Source organism: Sphingobacterium corticis (assembly GCF_042684745.1).
GTDB classification, from domain to species: Bacteria; Bacteroidota; Bacteroidia; order Sphingobacteriales; family Sphingobacteriaceae; genus Sphingobacterium; species Sphingobacterium corticis.
In genome coordinates, this window is record NZ_JBHUMA010000003.1 from 37,051 (window position 1) to 53,763 (window position 16,713).

The following is a 16,713-nucleotide window of genomic DNA, read 5'->3' on the forward strand; positions in this document are numbered from 1 at the left end:
ATCATTTCTATTATTATCTATGAATTCACGTAACCAAAATTAAACTATATGAGCACTACCAACACTCAGAAACCTAGTGGAATTTGGAGCGTTATTACCGCTTCTTCCATGGGCACATTAATCGAATGGTACGATTTCTATATTTTCGGAAGTCTTGCTGTCGTACTCTCCACCAAGTTTTTCCCTTCTGATAATCCCACGGCAGCATTTTTATCCACGTTGGCCACTTTTGCGGCCGGGTTTGTTGTGCGCCCATTCGGCGCGCTGTTTTTCGGAAGATTAGGTGATATCATCGGTCGTAAGTACACGTTTATGGTCACCCTATTGCTTATGGGTGGAGCTACATTTGTTATCGGATGTGTGCCTGCTTTTGAAACAATTGGCTATGCGGCGCCAATTCTGGTGTTAATTATGCGCTTGTTGCAAGGGCTCGCGTTAGGTGGAGAATATGGCGGAGCGGCAACCTATGTCGCCGAGCACGCGCCGAAAGGTCAAAAAGGATTTTGGACATCTTGGATTCAGACGACAGCAACAGTCGGTCTATTCATCTCGCTCTTAGTTATTCTCTTTACGAGAACGATGTTGACTCCAGAACAATTTGATGTTTGGGGATGGCGTATTCCGTTTTGGGTATCTATTTTGATGGTGTACGTTTCTTATCTGATTCGTAAAAATATGAGCGAATCTCCGGCATTTGCGAAAGCAAAATCCGAAGGTAAAACCTCAGCCAATCCATTAAAAGAAAGTTTTGGTAATCGCTATAACTTGAAGTTCGTTTTGCTTGCGCTATTTGGTGCGGCTATGGGGCAGGGCGTGATCTGGTACACCGGGCAATTTTATGCCATGAGCTTTCTAGAGCGAGTAATGTCGGTCGATTCCCAACAAGTGATTACGATTTTGGTCATGGCTTTATTGTTCGGAACGCCTTTCTTTATTTTCTTTGGTTGGCTGAGCGATAAAATTGGACGTAAAGCCGTGATGATGACTGGTATGTTAATAGCGATCTTGTCATACCGAAGTATTTACGAAAACATGTACCAAACGACGAATTTGGAAAATAAGTCGGAATTGGTTGATCAAAGAACCAGTACAGTAAGTTTTAAGGAAATCGGCGATGTAAAAGATTCTGTTTACGTAACTACAATGCATTATGCGGATGGGACAATCGTGAAGGAGACGGAGACCAAACATTTAGAAAATGGATTGGTAAAGGTGGTGGACGGCAAAGCCCAAATCGTCAAAGCGAAATCGATCGAGGTAAACGATAGTGACAAGTGGCGATTGACATTTTTAGTATTTATTCAAGTCTTATTTGTAACGATGGTCTACGGGCCGATCGCGGCATTCTTGGTAGAACTTTTCCCAGTGCGCATTCGTTATACCTCTATGTCGCTGCCGTATCATATCGGTAATGGGATATTTGGAGGATTGCTGCCGGCAATTTCGACGTACTTTGTTACCAATGCGCAAACCGAAGGCAAAGCAGATTTCTATCTAGAAGGACTTTGGTATCCGATTATCATCGGAGCGATTTGTTTCGTAATCGGTATTATTTACATCTCGAAAAAGATGACAACGCGATACGCAGATTAAAACAAGGTAGAAAACGATTTTTAATACTTAGAAAAAGCTATTATGAACGCAATAAAAAGATTTTTAGGCATAGTTTGGATTTTGTTGGCCGTGGCGATGGGATATTTTCTAGTCACTTTTGGTTGGCCAAAATTTATTTCTGGAACGCAAGACGGAGTGGTATTTGGTATCATCATCTTATTTGTGCTCATGCCGCTCATTGTATTAGGGCTTGGGGTATTCGGATATTACGCTATAATCGGTGAATACACACAAGAAGATTGATTAATCATAAGGCTTCGTTTATCAGCGAAGCCTTTTTTGAATCCGATAAACATTAAATTGTGGGAATAAGGCTCCTTCTGTAAATTTTTTGCTAAAACTTAAAACCATCGCCGTTTAGAACTTTATTGTTTTACATTTGTTTAATACGATTAAACGAAGCCGAAAGCGGTTTTTATTTCTAAATCCAAGCGAAACTCATATATGTTCTCAAATTCTTTAGCAAGAATTCTTAGCCTATCTATCGTTTTTGTAGCCAGTTTCTTTTCACAAGTTGCGGCTCAGCAAAAAGTAAATACGTCCGAATATCACCAAAAGCTAGTCAATTTTCAGCAATTGTTGCAAAGTGGGCAACTTGATCAGGGAATCGAGTTGCTGGACGATTTAATACAACATTATCCTGACTCCTCGGAAGCGTACTACGCCAAATCATTGGTATATGGACAAATGGGAGATTTAGCATCTAGTCTTGCCCTCGCAAAGGATGCTATACGTTTAAAGCCTAAAGATTTGACCTACAACAATCATTTGTTGGGGCTGTATAAATCGACTGGCGATGGAGATTCTATCGTGAAAACATTGAACAATCTTTTGGAATATTATCCAAACAATTCGATGATTCTTCGTGAAAAGATCTTGATGCTAAATGCTTCCGAAAAGCCGGAAGAAGCGCTTCAAGTTTACGACGATGCCATCAAAGCGATCGGTGAATCCGATACGCTGGATATGGTGAAAGCGGAAGTGCTAGTAGATATGGGTCGCTTCAAGGATGCAAAAGTGTTGCTAGAGAAATGGTACAACCGCCAATCGCAAATTCGTGAAGTTTATGGAACGCTGGCTTTTGTGCACAATAAGTTAGGGCAGAAGAAGGAAGCTGTACGTGTGGTCGAAAATGGTTTAACAGTTACGAAGAACGATTTGCTGTATTTGGACTTAGCGGACGTGTACATCACGCAGAAAAATTCTAGGTTGGCGTTCGAAGCGTTGAAAAGTGCTTTTAATTCCGAAAGTATCCCTTATCCCGAGAAGCATCGCGTGATGATGCAGATTTCAGCGAGCCCAGCCATGTTGACTTTGCCACAAAAGCAAGACTTAGCAAATGCCTTGGTGTTGAAATATCCACGCATTGCGGAAAACTATAACTTCAAAGCAGATATTCTTTGGCAGCAAGTACAGCTGGCGGAAGCAAAATCCTTATATCTGACCTCGCTCGGCATAAATCCAAGTCAAGCAGATACTTGGCGTAAATTGCTAAATGTGGAGTTAGCAGCCAATCAATTGAAAGAAGCTATCATGCACGGACAAGAAGCGTTGATTCATTTTCCAGATAATGCGATCTTGTTTTATTTTACCGGAGTGGCATATTATATGGATCACAATACGGCAGAAGCACGCAAATATTTGGAAGCAGCACTAAATTACAGTGAGCAAGAAACGGATTTTGTCAAATCAATGATCTACGGATCGCTGGGCGATTTGTATCATGAATTGGATATGATAAAAGTTTCTGACGCCGCATATCAGGAAGCGATCGCGCTAGATAGCACAAATGCAACGGCATTAAATAATGTGGCGTATTACTGGTCATTGCGCAAGAAAAATTTAGATCAGGCCGCGGAATATGCCAAGCAAGCTACAACTATCGATCCCGAATCTAAAACTTTTATGGACACTTATGCTTGGGTGTTATTCCAGCAAGGTAAATATGCGGAAGCACAGATTTGGTTAGAAAAGGCATTGAAAGGCGTGCAACCAACAGCAGTAGTTTTGGAGCATTATGGCGATATTCTATCAAAACAGGGCAAAACGAAGCTTGCGGTTGCGCAATGGGAAAAAGCATTAAACCTTGCTGCTGGCGATAAGTCTGTAGACATAGATAAGTTGAAACAGAAAATCCGTGAGAAAAAATATGTGGAATAAATCAATTGCTTTATTATTACTTGTCGCTGTTTTTACATCAGCTTGTTCTTCAAAAAGAAAGTTGGCTAAAAAGCAGGAAGACTTGGACAAAACGACCACGGTCGCCGTGGATAATTCGATTAAAACGTTTGAGATGAGCAATCTCGATTATCTGACGTTTTCGGGTAGAGCAAAAGCAAAAGTAGCATTTGATAAAGCAACACACGACGCAACGGCGCACATCCGGATTGAACGCGATAAATCCATTTGGATCTCGGTGACTGCATTACTTAATATCGAAGTTGCTCGCGTATTAATTACGCCGGATAGCATTAAGATTCAGACGAAATACCCGAAGAAGGAACTGATTGCGAAACGCTTTTCCTACGTGTACAACTTCATCAACCCAAGTTTATCATTTAAATCTTTACAAGATATTTTAGTAGGAAACCTTTCTACGGAATTGTTACGTGCAGGGCAGGTTCAAGTAGCAAGTTCGGGTGAAGATGTGGTTATTGTAGGCGCAAAAAATAGTTTGAATTTCCAATATGGGATGAATGAAAAGAATCGTCCTTATGCTTCGAAAATGGAGGATCGACAGTTGGCGCAGGTTCTTGATGTTGCTTATCAAGAATACGTTTCGACGAATGGACACCTATTTCCGCAACACTGCGTTTTAAAGGTGAAAGGCGAAGGTTTGAGTTTGCAAGCTGATTTGCGCTACAATCGATTGACTTTCAATGAAAAAGTCGACATGCCATTCTAAAATGTACGGCTTAACGACTGTTAAAAATCGTGAAATCTAAAAAAAGAAATCAGTGCATATCTGCATAACTAATTAATATCCTTAATTTTGCTCTCTTACTAATGATGCAATAGCTAGTTTCGGTAACTCGTATGATCAGAAAAATAATCTTCAGCATAGCGTTTGTTTGTTTCGGTGCCATCCTGTCTTTTGGGCAAAGCAGTGCTGAATTGAAGAAACAAAGAGAGAGAATTGATGCCGAAATTATTCAACTTCAGAAAGGTTTACGAGCGAAACTAAAGGAAAAATTATTGTCTCAAAATGAGGTTTCTGCACTAAGTAAACAATTAAATCTTCGCGAAGATAAAATCACGACGATTAATAAAGAGCTGCAGATTATCTCCAACCAAGTCGCCAAAAATACCCGCGAAGTTGCGGCACTAGAGGCCGAGTTAGACAAAATGCGCCGCGATTACAAGAAGATGATTCTTTTCGCGTTCCGTAATAAGAATGCGTACAACAAGATGATGTTCATCTTCGCCTCCAAAGATTTCAATCAAGGATTTAAACGCGTAAAGTACTTGCAGCAATTTAATGATGCAAGAAAAGTCAAAGCTGCGGAAATTGAAGCAACGCAAAAGCAGATTCAGTTGAAGTTGGCACAGCTAGAACGCGATAAGGAAACACAAGCTAAGTTGCTGAAGGAACAACGTGCTGAGCGCGACGTTATCGCAAAAGACAGATCGCAACATCAGCAAGAGTTAAACAAGCTAGTGCGTGAGGAGCGTGGTTTCCAAAGTCAGCTTACAGCAAAACAACAAGAGAAGAAGCGTTTAGATGCGGCGATACGTAACGCAATTGCCCGTGAAGTAGAGGCTGCGAAGCGATTGGAAGAAGAGCGTCAACGCAAGTTGGCCGAAGCAGAAGCAAAACGTTCTGGAACGTCCGTTGCGGAAGCGGAGAAAAAGATTGAGAAAAAGACCGGGTCGAACGTCCTGAACAATACACCGGAGGCAACGCGTTTATCTGCAGATTTCAAATCCAATCGCGGTCGTTTGCCGTGGCCGGTAGGGCAGGGTAATATTGTCAGTGCATTTGGTCGCAAAACGGTGGAACGCGGTGTTACAATTGACGATCCAGATGTGGGTATTCGTACAGCATCAAATGCGGCCGTAAAAGCGGTGTTTGACGGCGAAGTGGCGCAAGCACTTCCTGGTCTTATCGTTATTCGTCACGGTGAATTCTTTACAACATATTCCAACCTGAAGTCGTATTCTGTACGTCAGGGGCAGAAAGTATCACGCGGACAAACCATCGGAACGGTAGACGACGACCCAGATCGTGGATATCCAGTGTTGAACTTTGGTGTATATCAAGGACAAAATGCGCAGGACCCATCAGGTTGGTTAGCGCGATAAAGATGTATGAGCCAGTAACAAATTAGTTAATAAATTAGTTTTATTGCCTGATAGTGACTACATTTGGTATTAGTGTAAAGGGAAATTAGGAACAGATTTTATGTATATGTATACAACACCATTAGCGTTTATCGGAACGCAAGAAATTATTATCATCGTGGTAATCGTTCTTCTATTATTTGGGGGTAAGAAGATTCCAGAATTGATGCGAGGTTTAGGTAGAGGGGTTAAGGAATTCAAAGAGGGACAACGCGAAGATCCTACCGCTGAAGATTCTAATGCTCCACATGCAGGAAGAAATGACTCAATCAACAATCCAAAATAGTCGGATTACACGTTAAATAACGGCCAAAAAGTTTTATCACCCACGTGATAAAACTTTTTGGCTTTTTATTGTATGTCTTTTTGATATTCGTTCGGAATGTTTAATAAAATTAGTTTGCTGTTCATTATATTACTAACAGCTAGCCAAATTACTATTGCTCAGCAAAAGCGAGTAAGAAATGTCTTAAGAAAACCGATGCAACAAGCTGTCCAAAAGCAGTTAGAAAAGGAAAGAGAAACCGTTATTGCACATCTAGATTCTATCAAGGAAGCAACCATTACTCCGATTGAATTTTCGTACGATGATATCGTTATTGGGCAGCGTATACAGCGCATGCAGAAGTCCATTCCTATGGAATATAACCATTTGGTCAAAGCATATCTCGATAAATACGTTTCGCGGAACTACCAACCTTACATGGAGAAATTATTGGGATTGAGCCAATACTATTTCCCGATCTACGAACAGATTTTCGCGGAAAACAATATCCCCGATGAAATTAAGTTTTTATCTGTTGTAGAATCTTCGCTTAATCCACATACTCTATCATCCGCAGGTGCTTTAGGACCATGGCAGTTTATTTATGGAACCGCGAAAGGTTACAATTTAGCCATGGATAGCTACGTTGATGAACGAAAAGATGTGTATTTATCGACCTACGCGGTTTCCAAATATCTAACAGAAGCGCACGATGAATTCAACGATTGGCTATTAGCATTAGCATCATACAATTGTGGTCGTGGCTGTGTTCGTCGTGCAATACAACGCTCAGGCATGCGAGCACCAACTTTCTGGGAATTATCGCCTTACCTTCCTCAAGAAACGAGAAACTATATTCCGAAGTTCATAGCGATGTCATATGTCTTACAACATCCAGATATGCATCATCTTACCGCACGAACAACAGATCTAGCCTTGCCATATAAAGTAATGATGGTAGACAAACATGTTGATATGAGCCGTATTGCCTCAGCTATAAACTGTCCGTTAGACATATTACAAGCATACAATCCAGCATTCAAGAAAACGCAGGTAAATGGTTCTGCGGCCGATCCGAAGCGACTAATTGTCCCAGTGAAGCAAGGATTGAACGATTCGTTGTTGTATATGGCATTGAATAATCAAACGGTGCCATTTCAAGAAAAAGAAAGCTTTCAGTATATCGTAAAGTCAGGAGAAACATTGGCGACAATCGCTAAGGCAAATGGTGTTTCGGTATCTGATTTAATTACGTGGAATGATTTGCCAGTGGCAAGCGTTCCTGTCGGAAAATCTTTACGTATTGAAAAGGAAACTTCAGAGAATATTATAAGTGCACGTTTGGCAAATAACGTAAATAAGGCGAAGGCCAAAGAAGGAATTGCTAAGAAACAAATGGCTTATGTGTTGCACGTTGTAAGAAAAGGAGATACGTTGTCGAGCATTGCATCTAAATATCGTGGAGCATCAATAAATCGATTAAAAGCCGATAACAATATCAAAACAAGCCACCTTTCTATTGGACAAAAAATAAAAGTCTTTCAAGCGCAAAGCTAAAATAGAAAGTAATTTTTGGTATAACCTAATCTAACTAGTAAAATAAAAAATCCGCGTCATAACATATATGAGGCGGATTTTTTTGCTTTATTTGGGGACTCAGGTTGTTATCTAAGCGAGGTAGGCTGCATCGGATGCAACACCATCGTGCTCTTCGAACTCCACTTCTACATGTTCTTTCAAAATTGTAGAAAGCTTTAAACCATAATAATCACTGAAAATGGGGAAGGAGTGGTGGCTGCGGTCAATAAGTACCGCCGTACGCATTTTCTTCAATGGAACATTAATAAACAAGCCAAGTCCATATGCGAGAGTACGTCCGCTGTTCAGGACATCATCTACCAAGATCACTACTTTTTCCTCTGCATTATGGATATTTTGATCAATGCTAGCATCAAGCTGGCGTTTCAGTTTGTCAATGGTAATGCGCATCAAAATAATGTTTTTATCTGGAGCAATTTCCTGTAACATTACTTGCAACCGCTGCGCAAACACGTATCCACGCTCCGCAATTCCAACTAGAACAATATCTTTCTCATCGAAATTGTCCTCGATAATTTGATAGGCAATACGCTTCGACTTTTGGTGTATTTGTTCTTTATTTAGAATAAGGGTCTTTTTAGCGGACATAATGACATTTTATTGTATGATGTAAAAGTAGCAAATCTTTCAAAATAAAAAGTCTGAATGTGCTATACATTCAGACTTTAAATATCGAGAAACTAAACGTTAGAACGCTTAATTTAAATTGGAGTTATTGTCATCATCATTGCCGATGTTTGCCATCATCACGCGTTCATGATCTACTTTAGGACGTCCACCATTGTAGTAATATCGACGCCAATATGCTTCGCTCAGGTTGCTTACCATCACGCCCTTGCTGGACGATGCGTGAGCAAATCGATCATCGCCTAAGTAGACACCTACGTGCGTAATGCTTTTGCTACGGATTTTGAAGAACACCAAATCACCTGCTTTTAAATCTTCTTTTTCTATCGGAGTAACATTGGCATACTGATTGCGACTGTTATAACCGATGGTTGTATTAAATACATTTTCGTAAACAGCTAAAGAAAATTTGGAGCAATCGATACCGTGTTTGGAGTCACCTCCTAATCGGTAGGGAGTTCCTAACCACTCATATACAAACTGGTAAAGTTTTGTGTTTGTCGTTGCATCTTTGGCAACACCCATAATTTGGGAGAAATATTCTTTGGCTAAATTATCAGGATCAGAAGATTTCGTCTGATTCGTTTGTGCCTGCGACACTAGACATAAGCCTATGAAAAGCATTGCTGCTACTAGTTTCTTTGTTTTCATTAAATCGCGTTTTCGCTTAATGGGTAAATGTACTTGGTGTTAACCACCATTCGCCATGTATTTAACACAAATGTAACGTATAGATACGCGACTTGCAAGCGGATTATCCCTATTTTGTAATATTTTGCATAAACACGTATTTTCCTCATTTTTATTTTTCGGCACAATGATGGATTCGTCACGCATAGATATTTTTATAAAAAAACGAATGATTATTTGGGAATATGAAAATAATAGTTTTTATTTGTTGTCATAATAACATTTGAAAATGCAGCTATCGATTTCCATCATTACAATTATTACCACCGGGATTAGGTTCTCGGAGGAAGTTCTTGTATGATAGCAGTCTGATCGCTTAAATTATACGAAAGCCTTCCTCCGAATCGGGGAAGGCTTTTTTTATTTTATTAATCGAGCAACAACTATGAAAGTTTTAAAGTTTGGGGGTACATCCGTAGGATCGGTTCAAAGTATTCGTTTCGTTTTAGAGATTGTTAAACGATCGCATCAAGCCGGCGAAAAGCCATTGGTGGTAGTGTCGGCGATGTCTGGAGTGACAAATATTTTGCAGAAAATGGCGGAGGATGCTGCGAATGGAAACACCTTTGAGGATGCGATGCTCGAGTTGGAACGCCGCCACTTTGAGGTCGTCAAACAATTAATCCCTGTAAAATCGCAAAATCCGGTTTTAACCAAACTGAAACTGTTGTTTAACGAAATAGAGGCTTTGCTTCAAGGAATAAGTGTTCTACAAGAACTTAGTGCGCAAAGCAAAGATTTGGTTACATCGTATGGGGAACGTTGCTCGGCGTATATGCTTTCCAAGATTTTAGAACTTCATATCTCGCAAACTTCTTTTATTGATGCTTCGCTCTACGTGAAAACCGATGATAATTTCGGACAAGCAGAAGTCAATCAAGAATTGACTGATTCACTGATTCAGGCGCTTTACCAAACGCAAGCTGAGCAACTATTCGTGGTTACGGGATTTATTGGTGCTAATGAAAGCGGTCGATTAACCACTCTGGGACGCGGTGGTTCGGATTATACAGCAGCTATCTTTGGCGCTGCGCTGAATGCAGATAGTATTGAAATATGGACAGACGTGGATGGTATGTTGACTGCTGATCCGCGCATGGTTTCTAAAGCTTTTCCTTTGCCATCGCTTACATACACGGAAGCAATGGAGCTGTCTTATTTCGGTGCGAAAGTGATTTACCCACCAACCATGCTCCCAGCGTTCAGCAAGCGAATTCCTATTGTGATTCGTAACACGTTTGCGCCCGATTTTCCGGGCACGATAATTCAGTTTGAAGCTGCAAAATCTGCTTTTCCAATAAAAGGTATTTCATCGATCGCCGACATCGCTATTATTAACATGATCGGAAGCGGAATGATCGGTAAAACCGGATTCAGCGGTCGATTATTTAATTTATTGGCGCGAGAGCGTATCAATGTGGTTTTGATCACGCAGTCTTCTTCCGAACATAGTATCACATTTGCACTCAGTCCGCAGGATGCGCACAAAGCACAGCAGCTGATTCATCAGGAATTTGAGTTGGAAATTGGTGCCGGACAATTGGTGTTTCCGGAAGCGGAAGAAGGTCTGTCCGTTTTGGCGATCGTCGGTGAAAATATGAAACGAACTCCGGGAATGTCCGGAAAGTTGTTTCATGCATTGGCTCGAAATGGTATCAATGTACGTGCTATTGCTCAAGGATCTTCCGAATTGAATATCTCCGTAATTTTGGATAAAGAAGATTTGAAAAAAGCGCTCAATGCGGTTCATGATGCTTTTTTCGCTGCGCTAAATAAGACGTTGCATGTTTTTAGTTTAGGCACAGGCAATATTGGTAAAACGCTTTACAATCAGATTCTAAATCAGCACGATTTCTTGTTGGAAAACAATGATATTGATATTAAAGTGGTCGGCATCGCCAATTCACGGCAAATGTTTTTCGATGTGGATGGTATCAATCTAAATGCTTGGGAATCACAGTTGGCAGACGCTGGGGAGCCAGCCGATTTGTCGCGTTTTGTAGAAAGAATGAAAGCTATGAACTTGCCGAATTGCGTGTTCATCGACAATACCGCGAGTGCGTTGCCAGCAACTTATTATGTAGAAGCGTTTGAATCGAATATTTCTGTCGTTACCTGCAATAAGATTGCAAATTCCGGCAGTTACGCGAATTATAAGCTATTGCGTGATACTGCCAGAAAATATGGCGTCGACTTTTATTATGAAACGAATGTTGGAGCTGGATTACCGATCGTACGTGTGCTGAAAGATTTGATGATGAGCGGCGACCGATTACTTCAAATTGAAGCGATTTTGTCGGGAACCATTTCCTATATCTTCAACAATTTCGTGGATGGCGTTTCCTTCTACGATGTGGTAAAAGAAGCACAAGATTTGGGATATACAGAACCCGATCCGCGTGATGATTTAGGTGGCGTCGATTTTATGCGTAAGATGTTGATTTTGGCGCGGGATGCCGGACATATAATTGAACCGGAAGATGTGGATTTAGGAAATATTCTCCCTGAAAATTGTTTAGCAGCATCATCCGTAGATGATTTTTATGAAGAGTTGAAAAAATCGAATGATTATTTCAATGCGTTAAGAGATCAAGCTACATCGGAAAACAAAGTGTTGCGCTATATCGGTAAGTTGGCAAACGGCAAAGTAACCATCGCGCTGGAAATGGTCGGAGCGGATCATCCATTCTACGCGCTATCCGGAAGCGATAATATTATATCATTTACTACCGAACGATACAAAAATCGACCATTGGTGGTAAAAGGTCCCGGAGCGGGAGCGGAGGTAACTGCGGCCGGTGTATTTGCCGATTTAGTGAACGTAGGTGCATAACATTTGATAAAAAGAAAATTCAAAACAACGATATGAGCGAAAGCAATCAAATCTCAGCCGATTTAGACAAACGTATTGATCTAGATAAAGTATTACAGCAGGTGCGCGTTTTTGCGCCGGCGACCGTTGCAAACATGATTTGTGGATTCGACATTCTGGGGTTTGCGGTGGAAGCACCGGGCGATGAAGTGACGATGCGACGCGTGGCACAGCCGGGCGTCAGAATCGTCTCCATCAAAGGCGATGACGGAAGATTGCCTTTGGATGCAGCGCAAAATACGGTAAGCGCTTGCGCCTTACAGATTTTGTCGGATTTAGGTTTGACGGAGGAATTTGGTGTGGAAATCGAATTGGTAAAGCATATGCCGATTGGTAGCGGTTTAGGATCAAGTTCAGCAAGTACCGTTGCGGGCGTATTCGCGATAAATGCCTTGTTGGGGTCGCCGCTTTCCAAAGATGAATTGTTGCCTTATTGTATTGCTGGTGAAAAATTGGCTTGCGGACATGGTCATGCGGACAACGTCGCGCCGGCATTGATGGGCGGAATTACCTTGATTCGTTCGTACGATCCCTTGGATATTATTTCGCTTCCCGTGCCAGAAGGTTTGTGCGCCGGAATCGTTTTTCCTCATGTGGATGTGCCAACGCGTGATGCGCGACAATTGATTAAGGAACGCGTTTTACTGAAAGATGCCGTCGTACAATGGGGAAATGTGGCCGGATTGATTGCTGGATTGTATCGTAACGATTTTGAGTTGATTGGAAGGAGCATGCAAGATGTGTTGATTGAACCTGTTCGCTCGATTTTGATTCCGCAGTTTGCAGAAATGAAACAGATTGCATTAGAAAATGGCGCCTTAAGTTTCGGTATTTCCGGATCGGGTCCTTCGGTTGTCGCGATCACGCGCGATCAAGATCAAGCCGCGACTATTACACGAAAGATTCAGGAACACTTAAATCAACTGGAGATTGATTGCAATACATACGTTTCGAATGTTAACCAACAAGGCCCACGTATTTTGGATTAAGCAGCAGCCTTCAACTTTATTTCTATACATCTTCGAACAAATAACACCATGAAATTTTATAGCACCAATAATAAAACCTTACGTACCGATTTTAAAGATGCCGTTTTCAATTCTTTGCCTAGCGATAAGGGATTGTATATGCCTGAATATATTCCGAAGCTGGATCCGATGTTTATCAAGAATATTGCTCAATATTCGTTGCCAGATATTGCCTTCGAAATTGCTTATGCATTTTTGAAAGATGATATTCCGTCAGCGGATTTAAAGAAGATCGTAAACGAAGCGATCAATTTCGAAGCTCCGGTTAAGTTTTTGGATCGCGAAACGGGAGTTTTGGAACTCTTTCATGGGCCATCTTTCGCGTTTAAGGATTTTGGTGCGCGTTTTATGAGTCGCGTGATGGGCTATTTTTCGCAAGAAGAAGATCAGTTGCTGGATGTTTTGGTAGCTACATCGGGCGATACCGGCGGTGCAGTTGCATTGGGATTTCTCGGCGTAGCCGGAACGCGCGTCACGATTTTATATCCAAAAGGAAAAGTTTCCAAAGTACAAGAACAACAGCTGACGACCAACGGCCAAAATATCCGAGCGATCGAAATTGATGGCACTTTCGACGATTGTCAAGCTTTGGTGAAACAAGCCTTTAACGATTCGGAATTGAATAAAGAGCTGCGATTGACATCGGCCAACTCCATCAATATTGCCCGATTAATTCCACAAACGTTCTACTATTTTTGGGCTTACGCACAGTTGAGAATTCAAGGTATTCATGAAGTTGTTTTCACGGTGCCGAGCGGAAATTATGGAAATATCGGAGCTGGTTTATTGGCCTACAAAATGGGATTGCCTGTTTCTGGTTTTGTGGCCGCAACAAACGCCAACGATACCGTTCCGCGTTTTCTAGATTCCGGAAATTACGAACCTCGACCATCCGTACAAACGTTGGCTAATGCGATGGATGTCGGTAACCCGAGCAATTGGGTGCGTATCCAAGATTTATTTGATCAGGATTTAAACGCATTGCGCGCGCTGATCAAAACATACACGTACGACGATGAGGCAACGAAAAAAGGCATGCAAGAAATGTACGATAAGTTCCATTACATCGCTTGTCCGCATACAGCAATTGCCTATTTAGCTGCAAAAGAAAATCGCGCGGATCATCCTGGCGAGTATGCCTCCATTCTTTTGTCGACTGCGCATGCTTGTAAATTCCCTGACGCCATTCCTGCAGAAATTTTTGATCAGGTGGAGCTGCCAAAAGGTGCAGAAGCATTTGACGCAAAGCAAAAACAAGCAGCGGATTTGAATGTAGATCACGATTCGTTTAAAGCGTACTTGTTGGATAACCGTTAAGGTGAAACCATTTGCATAAGCAAAGCAGTGAACCAGCCAGCGTAGGTGCCAATAGCATAGCTAAATACACAAAGCAACACTGCAGCTGAAATCAATGACGGATGGAAAGCAGATGCTGTAACGGATGCGGACGCTACGCCGCCCACGTTCGACATGCTGCCGAGTGCGAAATAGAAGAATGGAATTTTAAAGTAGCGTCCTACAGCAAATAATAGCAACGCGTGAAATATGAGCCAAATAAATCCGACGATGAATAATCCGGGGTTTTCGCTGATGGCCAAGATATCCATTTGCATACCGATGGTAATAATCAGCAGATAGAGAAATACGCTAGCTAATTTGGATGCTCCGGCAAATTCTAGTTTTCTTGCGGAAGTGAATGACAATGCGATTCCGGCGATTGTTGCGAAAAGAATGATCCAGAAATATTCATTGGTCAACGATAAGTTGGCCAACGTTGGATGATTTTCTTGAATGTATTTTGCGATCGGCTTCGCTAACCAGGTTGCTAAGCCTGTTCCGCCGAAGGCTATACTGAGCATAATGATAAAATCCTTCACTTCTGGATAACGCCGATTGTTGCGGTTTTTTTGCTCCAGTTTTTCGCTCAGTAATTTCACATCACTGCTTTCAGCACGAAACCAACGATCGATTTTTTCATAGCGCGAAGCGCCATAAAGTAATAGCGCCATCCACAAGTAGGCAACAAAAACATCAACAGCGATAATCGCCGAAAAAAGCTTTGCTGACGGTTGAACGATTTCGCGCACAGCCAATTGGTTTGCGCTGCCGCCAATCCAACTGCCAGCCAACGTGCCTAAACCGCGCCAAGCTGCGTCTGAGCCCGATCCGCCGACTGTATCGGGCGAAATTGTACCGATCATCCAAACCGCTAAGGGTCCGCCGAGCATGATGCCAATTGTTCCAGTGACAAACATAATTCCGGCATTTTTGCGAAGCGTCCACAATTCTTTCAAATCCAAATTCAATAGAAATAAAATCAAGCAAGTTGGAAGGAAATATCGACTGCCGATTGCCGGTAATGGCGAACTTTCTCCATCGAACACGTTTGCCGAGTTTAACAATCCCGGAAGGAAATAGCATAGCAACAAAGGCGGTATGATATTATAAAATCCTTTGATCAATCGATTTTGTAATCCAGATGTATAAAATACTACACCAAGAATGATCATTAGCATGCCCACAATGACTGCTTGGTCGGTGATTAATGGTGTTGCCGATAAAATTTGGTGTTGCATGCTCGGTATAAATTAGCTAATTTGTTCTGAAAGTAAGCATTTCCTTTGGATTCTTTCGAGATTGATAAGAAACCTCCAAAAACAAACTGAAATTTTAAAAAGATGAGCATGAAAAAAGTTTTGATCACGAAAGATATCCCTTCTAAAGGTGTCGAATTGTTAGAAGAAGCAGGTTTGGAAGTTTCCGTTTACCGAGGAGAATCTAGTCTGACAGATGAGGAACTGAGCGTAAAATGTAAAGAAGTGGATTTATTGATGAACGTTGGTCAATATCGTTTATCTAAAACATTTTTGGAGGACAACAAACATTTAAAGGGAATTGCTTTGGCTAGCGTTGGTTATGATCACATTGACCTTGCTACCGCTACGGCGTTGAATATTCCAGTTTCGAATACACCGGATGTGCTTAGTGGCGCGACTGCGGATGTTGCTTTCTTGCTCATGTTAGCTGTATCGCGCAAAGCTTTTGCTCGCGGTCGCGAAATCCTAGATGGAAAATGGAAAGGATTCGGATTTACCCAAGAATTGGGGCAGGAGCTCAATGGGAAAACGTTGGGGATTCTCGGTCTTGGACGGATTGGAATTGAAATGGCGAAGAAAGCAAAAGGTGCTTACAATATGGAGATTATCTACCATAACAGGAATCGAAACGAAGAAGCTGAGCAATTGCTAGGAGCGAGATATGTGGATTTCGACACATTGCTTGCCGAAGGCGATGTCATTTCCGTGCATACCAATCTTTCTAAGGAAACACTTCATAAGTTTAATGCGGAAGCATTTAAGAAGATGAAATCAAACGCTATTTTCATCAATACCGCGCGCGGGTCGATTCATCATGAGGCCGATTTGACGGCTGCTTTGCAAAATGGTGAGATTTGGGGAGCCGGATTGGATGTTACGGATCCTGAGCCCATGTCGGCGGAAAGTCCGTTGTTGCAAATGTCGAACGTTTGTGTGCTGCCTCATATCGGCTCTGCAACCGTAGAAACTCGGACAGCGATGGTGGAAATGGCTTCTAAAAACTTGATCGCGGTCATTTCTGGAGATAAAATGCCACAAATTCTGAACGCAGACATCTACAAATAGCATTTAAAATTATAA

Annotated in this window: 14 protein-coding genes; 11 read left to right on the forward strand and 3 right to left on the reverse strand. The window is 41.7% G+C overall.

Going from position 1 to position 16,713, the window contains the following annotated elements; all coding sequences use genetic code 11:
- Window positions 1–48: 48 nt before the first annotated feature.
- The 7 genes from ACFSQ3_RS00250 to ACFSQ3_RS00280 all read left to right on the forward strand — a co-directional run bounded on the left by ACFSQ3_RS00250 (window position 49) and on the right by ACFSQ3_RS00280 (window position 7,777).
- On the forward strand, window positions 49–1,593 hold the full coding sequence (locus tag ACFSQ3_RS00250) for an MFS transporter (protein WP_380866475.1): 1,545 nt from the start codon (window positions 49–51) through the stop codon (window positions 1,591–1,593).
- Window positions 1,594–1,635: 42 nt separating this feature from the next.
- Complete coding sequence (locus tag ACFSQ3_RS00255) at window positions 1,636–1,857, forward strand: DUF6814 family protein (protein ID WP_380866477.1); 222 nt, start codon at window positions 1,636–1,638, stop codon at window positions 1,855–1,857.
- A 201-nt stretch (window positions 1,858–2,058) separates the two neighbouring features.
- Window positions 2,059–3,774, forward strand: a complete 1,716-nt coding sequence (locus ACFSQ3_RS00260; protein WP_380866479.1) for a tetratricopeptide repeat protein — start codon at window positions 2,059–2,061, stop codon at window positions 3,772–3,774.
- Window positions 3,764–4,519, forward strand: a complete 756-nt coding sequence (locus tag ACFSQ3_RS00265) for a DUF4292 domain-containing protein (protein ID WP_380866481.1) — start codon at window positions 3,764–3,766, stop codon at window positions 4,517–4,519. Before ACFSQ3_RS00260 ends, ACFSQ3_RS00265 begins: the two co-directional genes overlap by 11 nt.
- A 131-nt stretch (window positions 4,520–4,650) precedes the next feature.
- The gene (locus tag ACFSQ3_RS00270) at window positions 4,651–5,916 is read left to right on the forward strand and encodes a murein hydrolase activator EnvC family protein (protein WP_380866483.1); all 1,266 of its coding nucleotides are present in this window, start codon (window positions 4,651–4,653) and stop codon (window positions 5,914–5,916) included.
- Between the two features lie 106 nt (window positions 5,917–6,022).
- On the forward strand, window positions 6,023–6,241 hold the full coding sequence (locus ACFSQ3_RS00275; protein WP_380866484.1) for a twin-arginine translocase TatA/TatE family subunit: 219 nt from the start codon (window positions 6,023–6,025) through the stop codon (window positions 6,239–6,241).
- A 195-nt stretch (window positions 6,242–6,436) separates the two neighbouring features.
- A complete protein-coding gene (locus tag ACFSQ3_RS00280; RefSeq protein ID WP_380866486.1) occupies window positions 6,437–7,777 on the forward strand; it encodes a lytic transglycosylase domain-containing protein in 1,341 nt (446 codons plus the stop codon).
- A gap of 111 nt (window positions 7,778–7,888) precedes the next feature.
- On the opposite strand, the gene ACFSQ3_RS00285 is transcribed toward ACFSQ3_RS00280, so the two are convergent.
- On the reverse strand, window positions 7,889–8,407 hold the full coding sequence (locus ACFSQ3_RS00285; RefSeq protein WP_380866488.1) for a phosphoribosyltransferase family protein: 519 nt from the start codon (window positions 8,405–8,407) through the stop codon (window positions 7,889–7,891).
- A 108-nt stretch (window positions 8,408–8,515) separates the two neighbouring features.
- Window positions 8,516–9,097 (reverse strand): C40 family peptidase, encoded by a 582-nt coding sequence (locus ACFSQ3_RS00290; RefSeq protein WP_380866489.1) that lies wholly within the window; start codon window positions 9,095–9,097, stop codon window positions 8,516–8,518.
- Between the two features lie 424 nt (window positions 9,098–9,521).
- Here ACFSQ3_RS00290 and thrA point away from each other — a divergent pair, with 424 nt between their 5' ends.
- The 3 genes from thrA to thrC are packed head-to-tail and all read left to right on the forward strand — an operon-like array spanning window position 9,522 to window position 14,353.
- Window positions 9,522–11,969 carry a bifunctional aspartate kinase/homoserine dehydrogenase I gene (thrA, locus tag ACFSQ3_RS00295; protein WP_380866491.1) on the forward strand — a complete coding sequence of 816 codons (2,448 nt, stop codon included), beginning with the start codon at window positions 9,522–9,524 and terminating at the stop codon, window positions 11,967–11,969.
- Between the two features lie 32 nt (window positions 11,970–12,001).
- A complete protein-coding gene (locus ACFSQ3_RS00300; RefSeq protein WP_380866493.1) occupies window positions 12,002–12,997 on the forward strand; it encodes a homoserine kinase in 996 nt (331 codons plus the stop codon).
- Window positions 12,998–13,045: 48 nt separating this feature from the next.
- On the forward strand, window positions 13,046–14,353 hold the full coding sequence (thrC, locus tag ACFSQ3_RS00305; protein ID WP_380866494.1) for a threonine synthase: 1,308 nt from the start codon (window positions 13,046–13,048) through the stop codon (window positions 14,351–14,353).
- On the opposite strand, the gene ACFSQ3_RS00310 is transcribed toward thrC, so the two are convergent.
- Window positions 14,350–15,612, reverse strand: coding sequence for a DUF819 family protein (locus ACFSQ3_RS00310; RefSeq protein WP_380866496.1), 1,263 nt, complete (start codon window positions 15,610–15,612; stop codon window positions 14,350–14,352). The genes thrC and ACFSQ3_RS00310 overlap by 4 nt on opposite strands.
- Window positions 15,613–15,720: 108 nt before the next feature.
- On the opposite strand from ACFSQ3_RS00310, the gene ACFSQ3_RS00315 reads away from it, so the two are divergent.
- Window positions 15,721–16,698, forward strand: a complete 978-nt coding sequence (locus ACFSQ3_RS00315) for a 2-hydroxyacid dehydrogenase (RefSeq protein WP_380866498.1) — start codon at window positions 15,721–15,723, stop codon at window positions 16,696–16,698.
- Window positions 16,699–16,713 lie beyond the last annotated feature (15 nt).

Excerpts from the sequence above, each read along its gene's own strand:
- ACFSQ3_RS00285 (WP_380866488.1), bottom strand. The coding sequence starts at position 8,407 with ATGTCCGCTAAAAAGACCCTTATTCTAAATAAAGAACAAATACACCAA.
- ACFSQ3_RS00290 (WP_380866489.1), bottom strand. The coding sequence starts at position 9,097 with ATGAAAACAAAGAAACTAGTAGCAGCAATGCTTTTCATAGGCTTATGT.
- ACFSQ3_RS00260 (WP_380866479.1), top strand. The coding sequence starts at position 2,059 with ATGTTCTCAAATTCTTTAGCAAGAATTCTTAGCCTATCTATCGTTTTT.
- ACFSQ3_RS00315 (WP_380866498.1), top strand. The coding sequence starts at position 15,721 with ATGAAAAAAGTTTTGATCACGAAAGATATCCCTTCTAAAGGTGTCGAA.
- ACFSQ3_RS00250 (WP_380866475.1), top strand. The coding sequence starts at position 49 with ATGAGCACTACCAACACTCAGAAACCTAGTGGAATTTGGAGCGTTATT.
- ACFSQ3_RS00280 (WP_380866486.1), top strand. The coding sequence starts at position 6,437 with ATGCAACAAGCTGTCCAAAAGCAGTTAGAAAAGGAAAGAGAAACCGTT.
- ACFSQ3_RS00265 (WP_380866481.1), top strand. The coding sequence starts at position 3,764 with ATGTGGAATAAATCAATTGCTTTATTATTACTTGTCGCTGTTTTTACA.
- ACFSQ3_RS00310 (WP_380866496.1), bottom strand. The coding sequence starts at position 15,612 with ATGCAACACCAAATTTTATCGGCAACACCATTAATCACCGACCAAGCA.
- ACFSQ3_RS00270 (WP_380866483.1), top strand. The coding sequence starts at position 4,651 with ATGATCAGAAAAATAATCTTCAGCATAGCGTTTGTTTGTTTCGGTGCC.
- thrC (WP_380866494.1), top strand. The coding sequence starts at position 13,046 with ATGAAATTTTATAGCACCAATAATAAAACCTTACGTACCGATTTTAAA.
- ACFSQ3_RS00255 (WP_380866477.1), top strand. The coding sequence starts at position 1,636 with ATGAACGCAATAAAAAGATTTTTAGGCATAGTTTGGATTTTGTTGGCC.
- thrA (WP_380866491.1), top strand. The coding sequence starts at position 9,522 with ATGAAAGTTTTAAAGTTTGGGGGTACATCCGTAGGATCGGTTCAAAGT.
- ACFSQ3_RS00300 (WP_380866493.1), top strand. The coding sequence starts at position 12,002 with ATGAGCGAAAGCAATCAAATCTCAGCCGATTTAGACAAACGTATTGAT.
- ACFSQ3_RS00275 (WP_380866484.1), top strand. The coding sequence starts at position 6,023 with ATGTATACAACACCATTAGCGTTTATCGGAACGCAAGAAATTATTATC.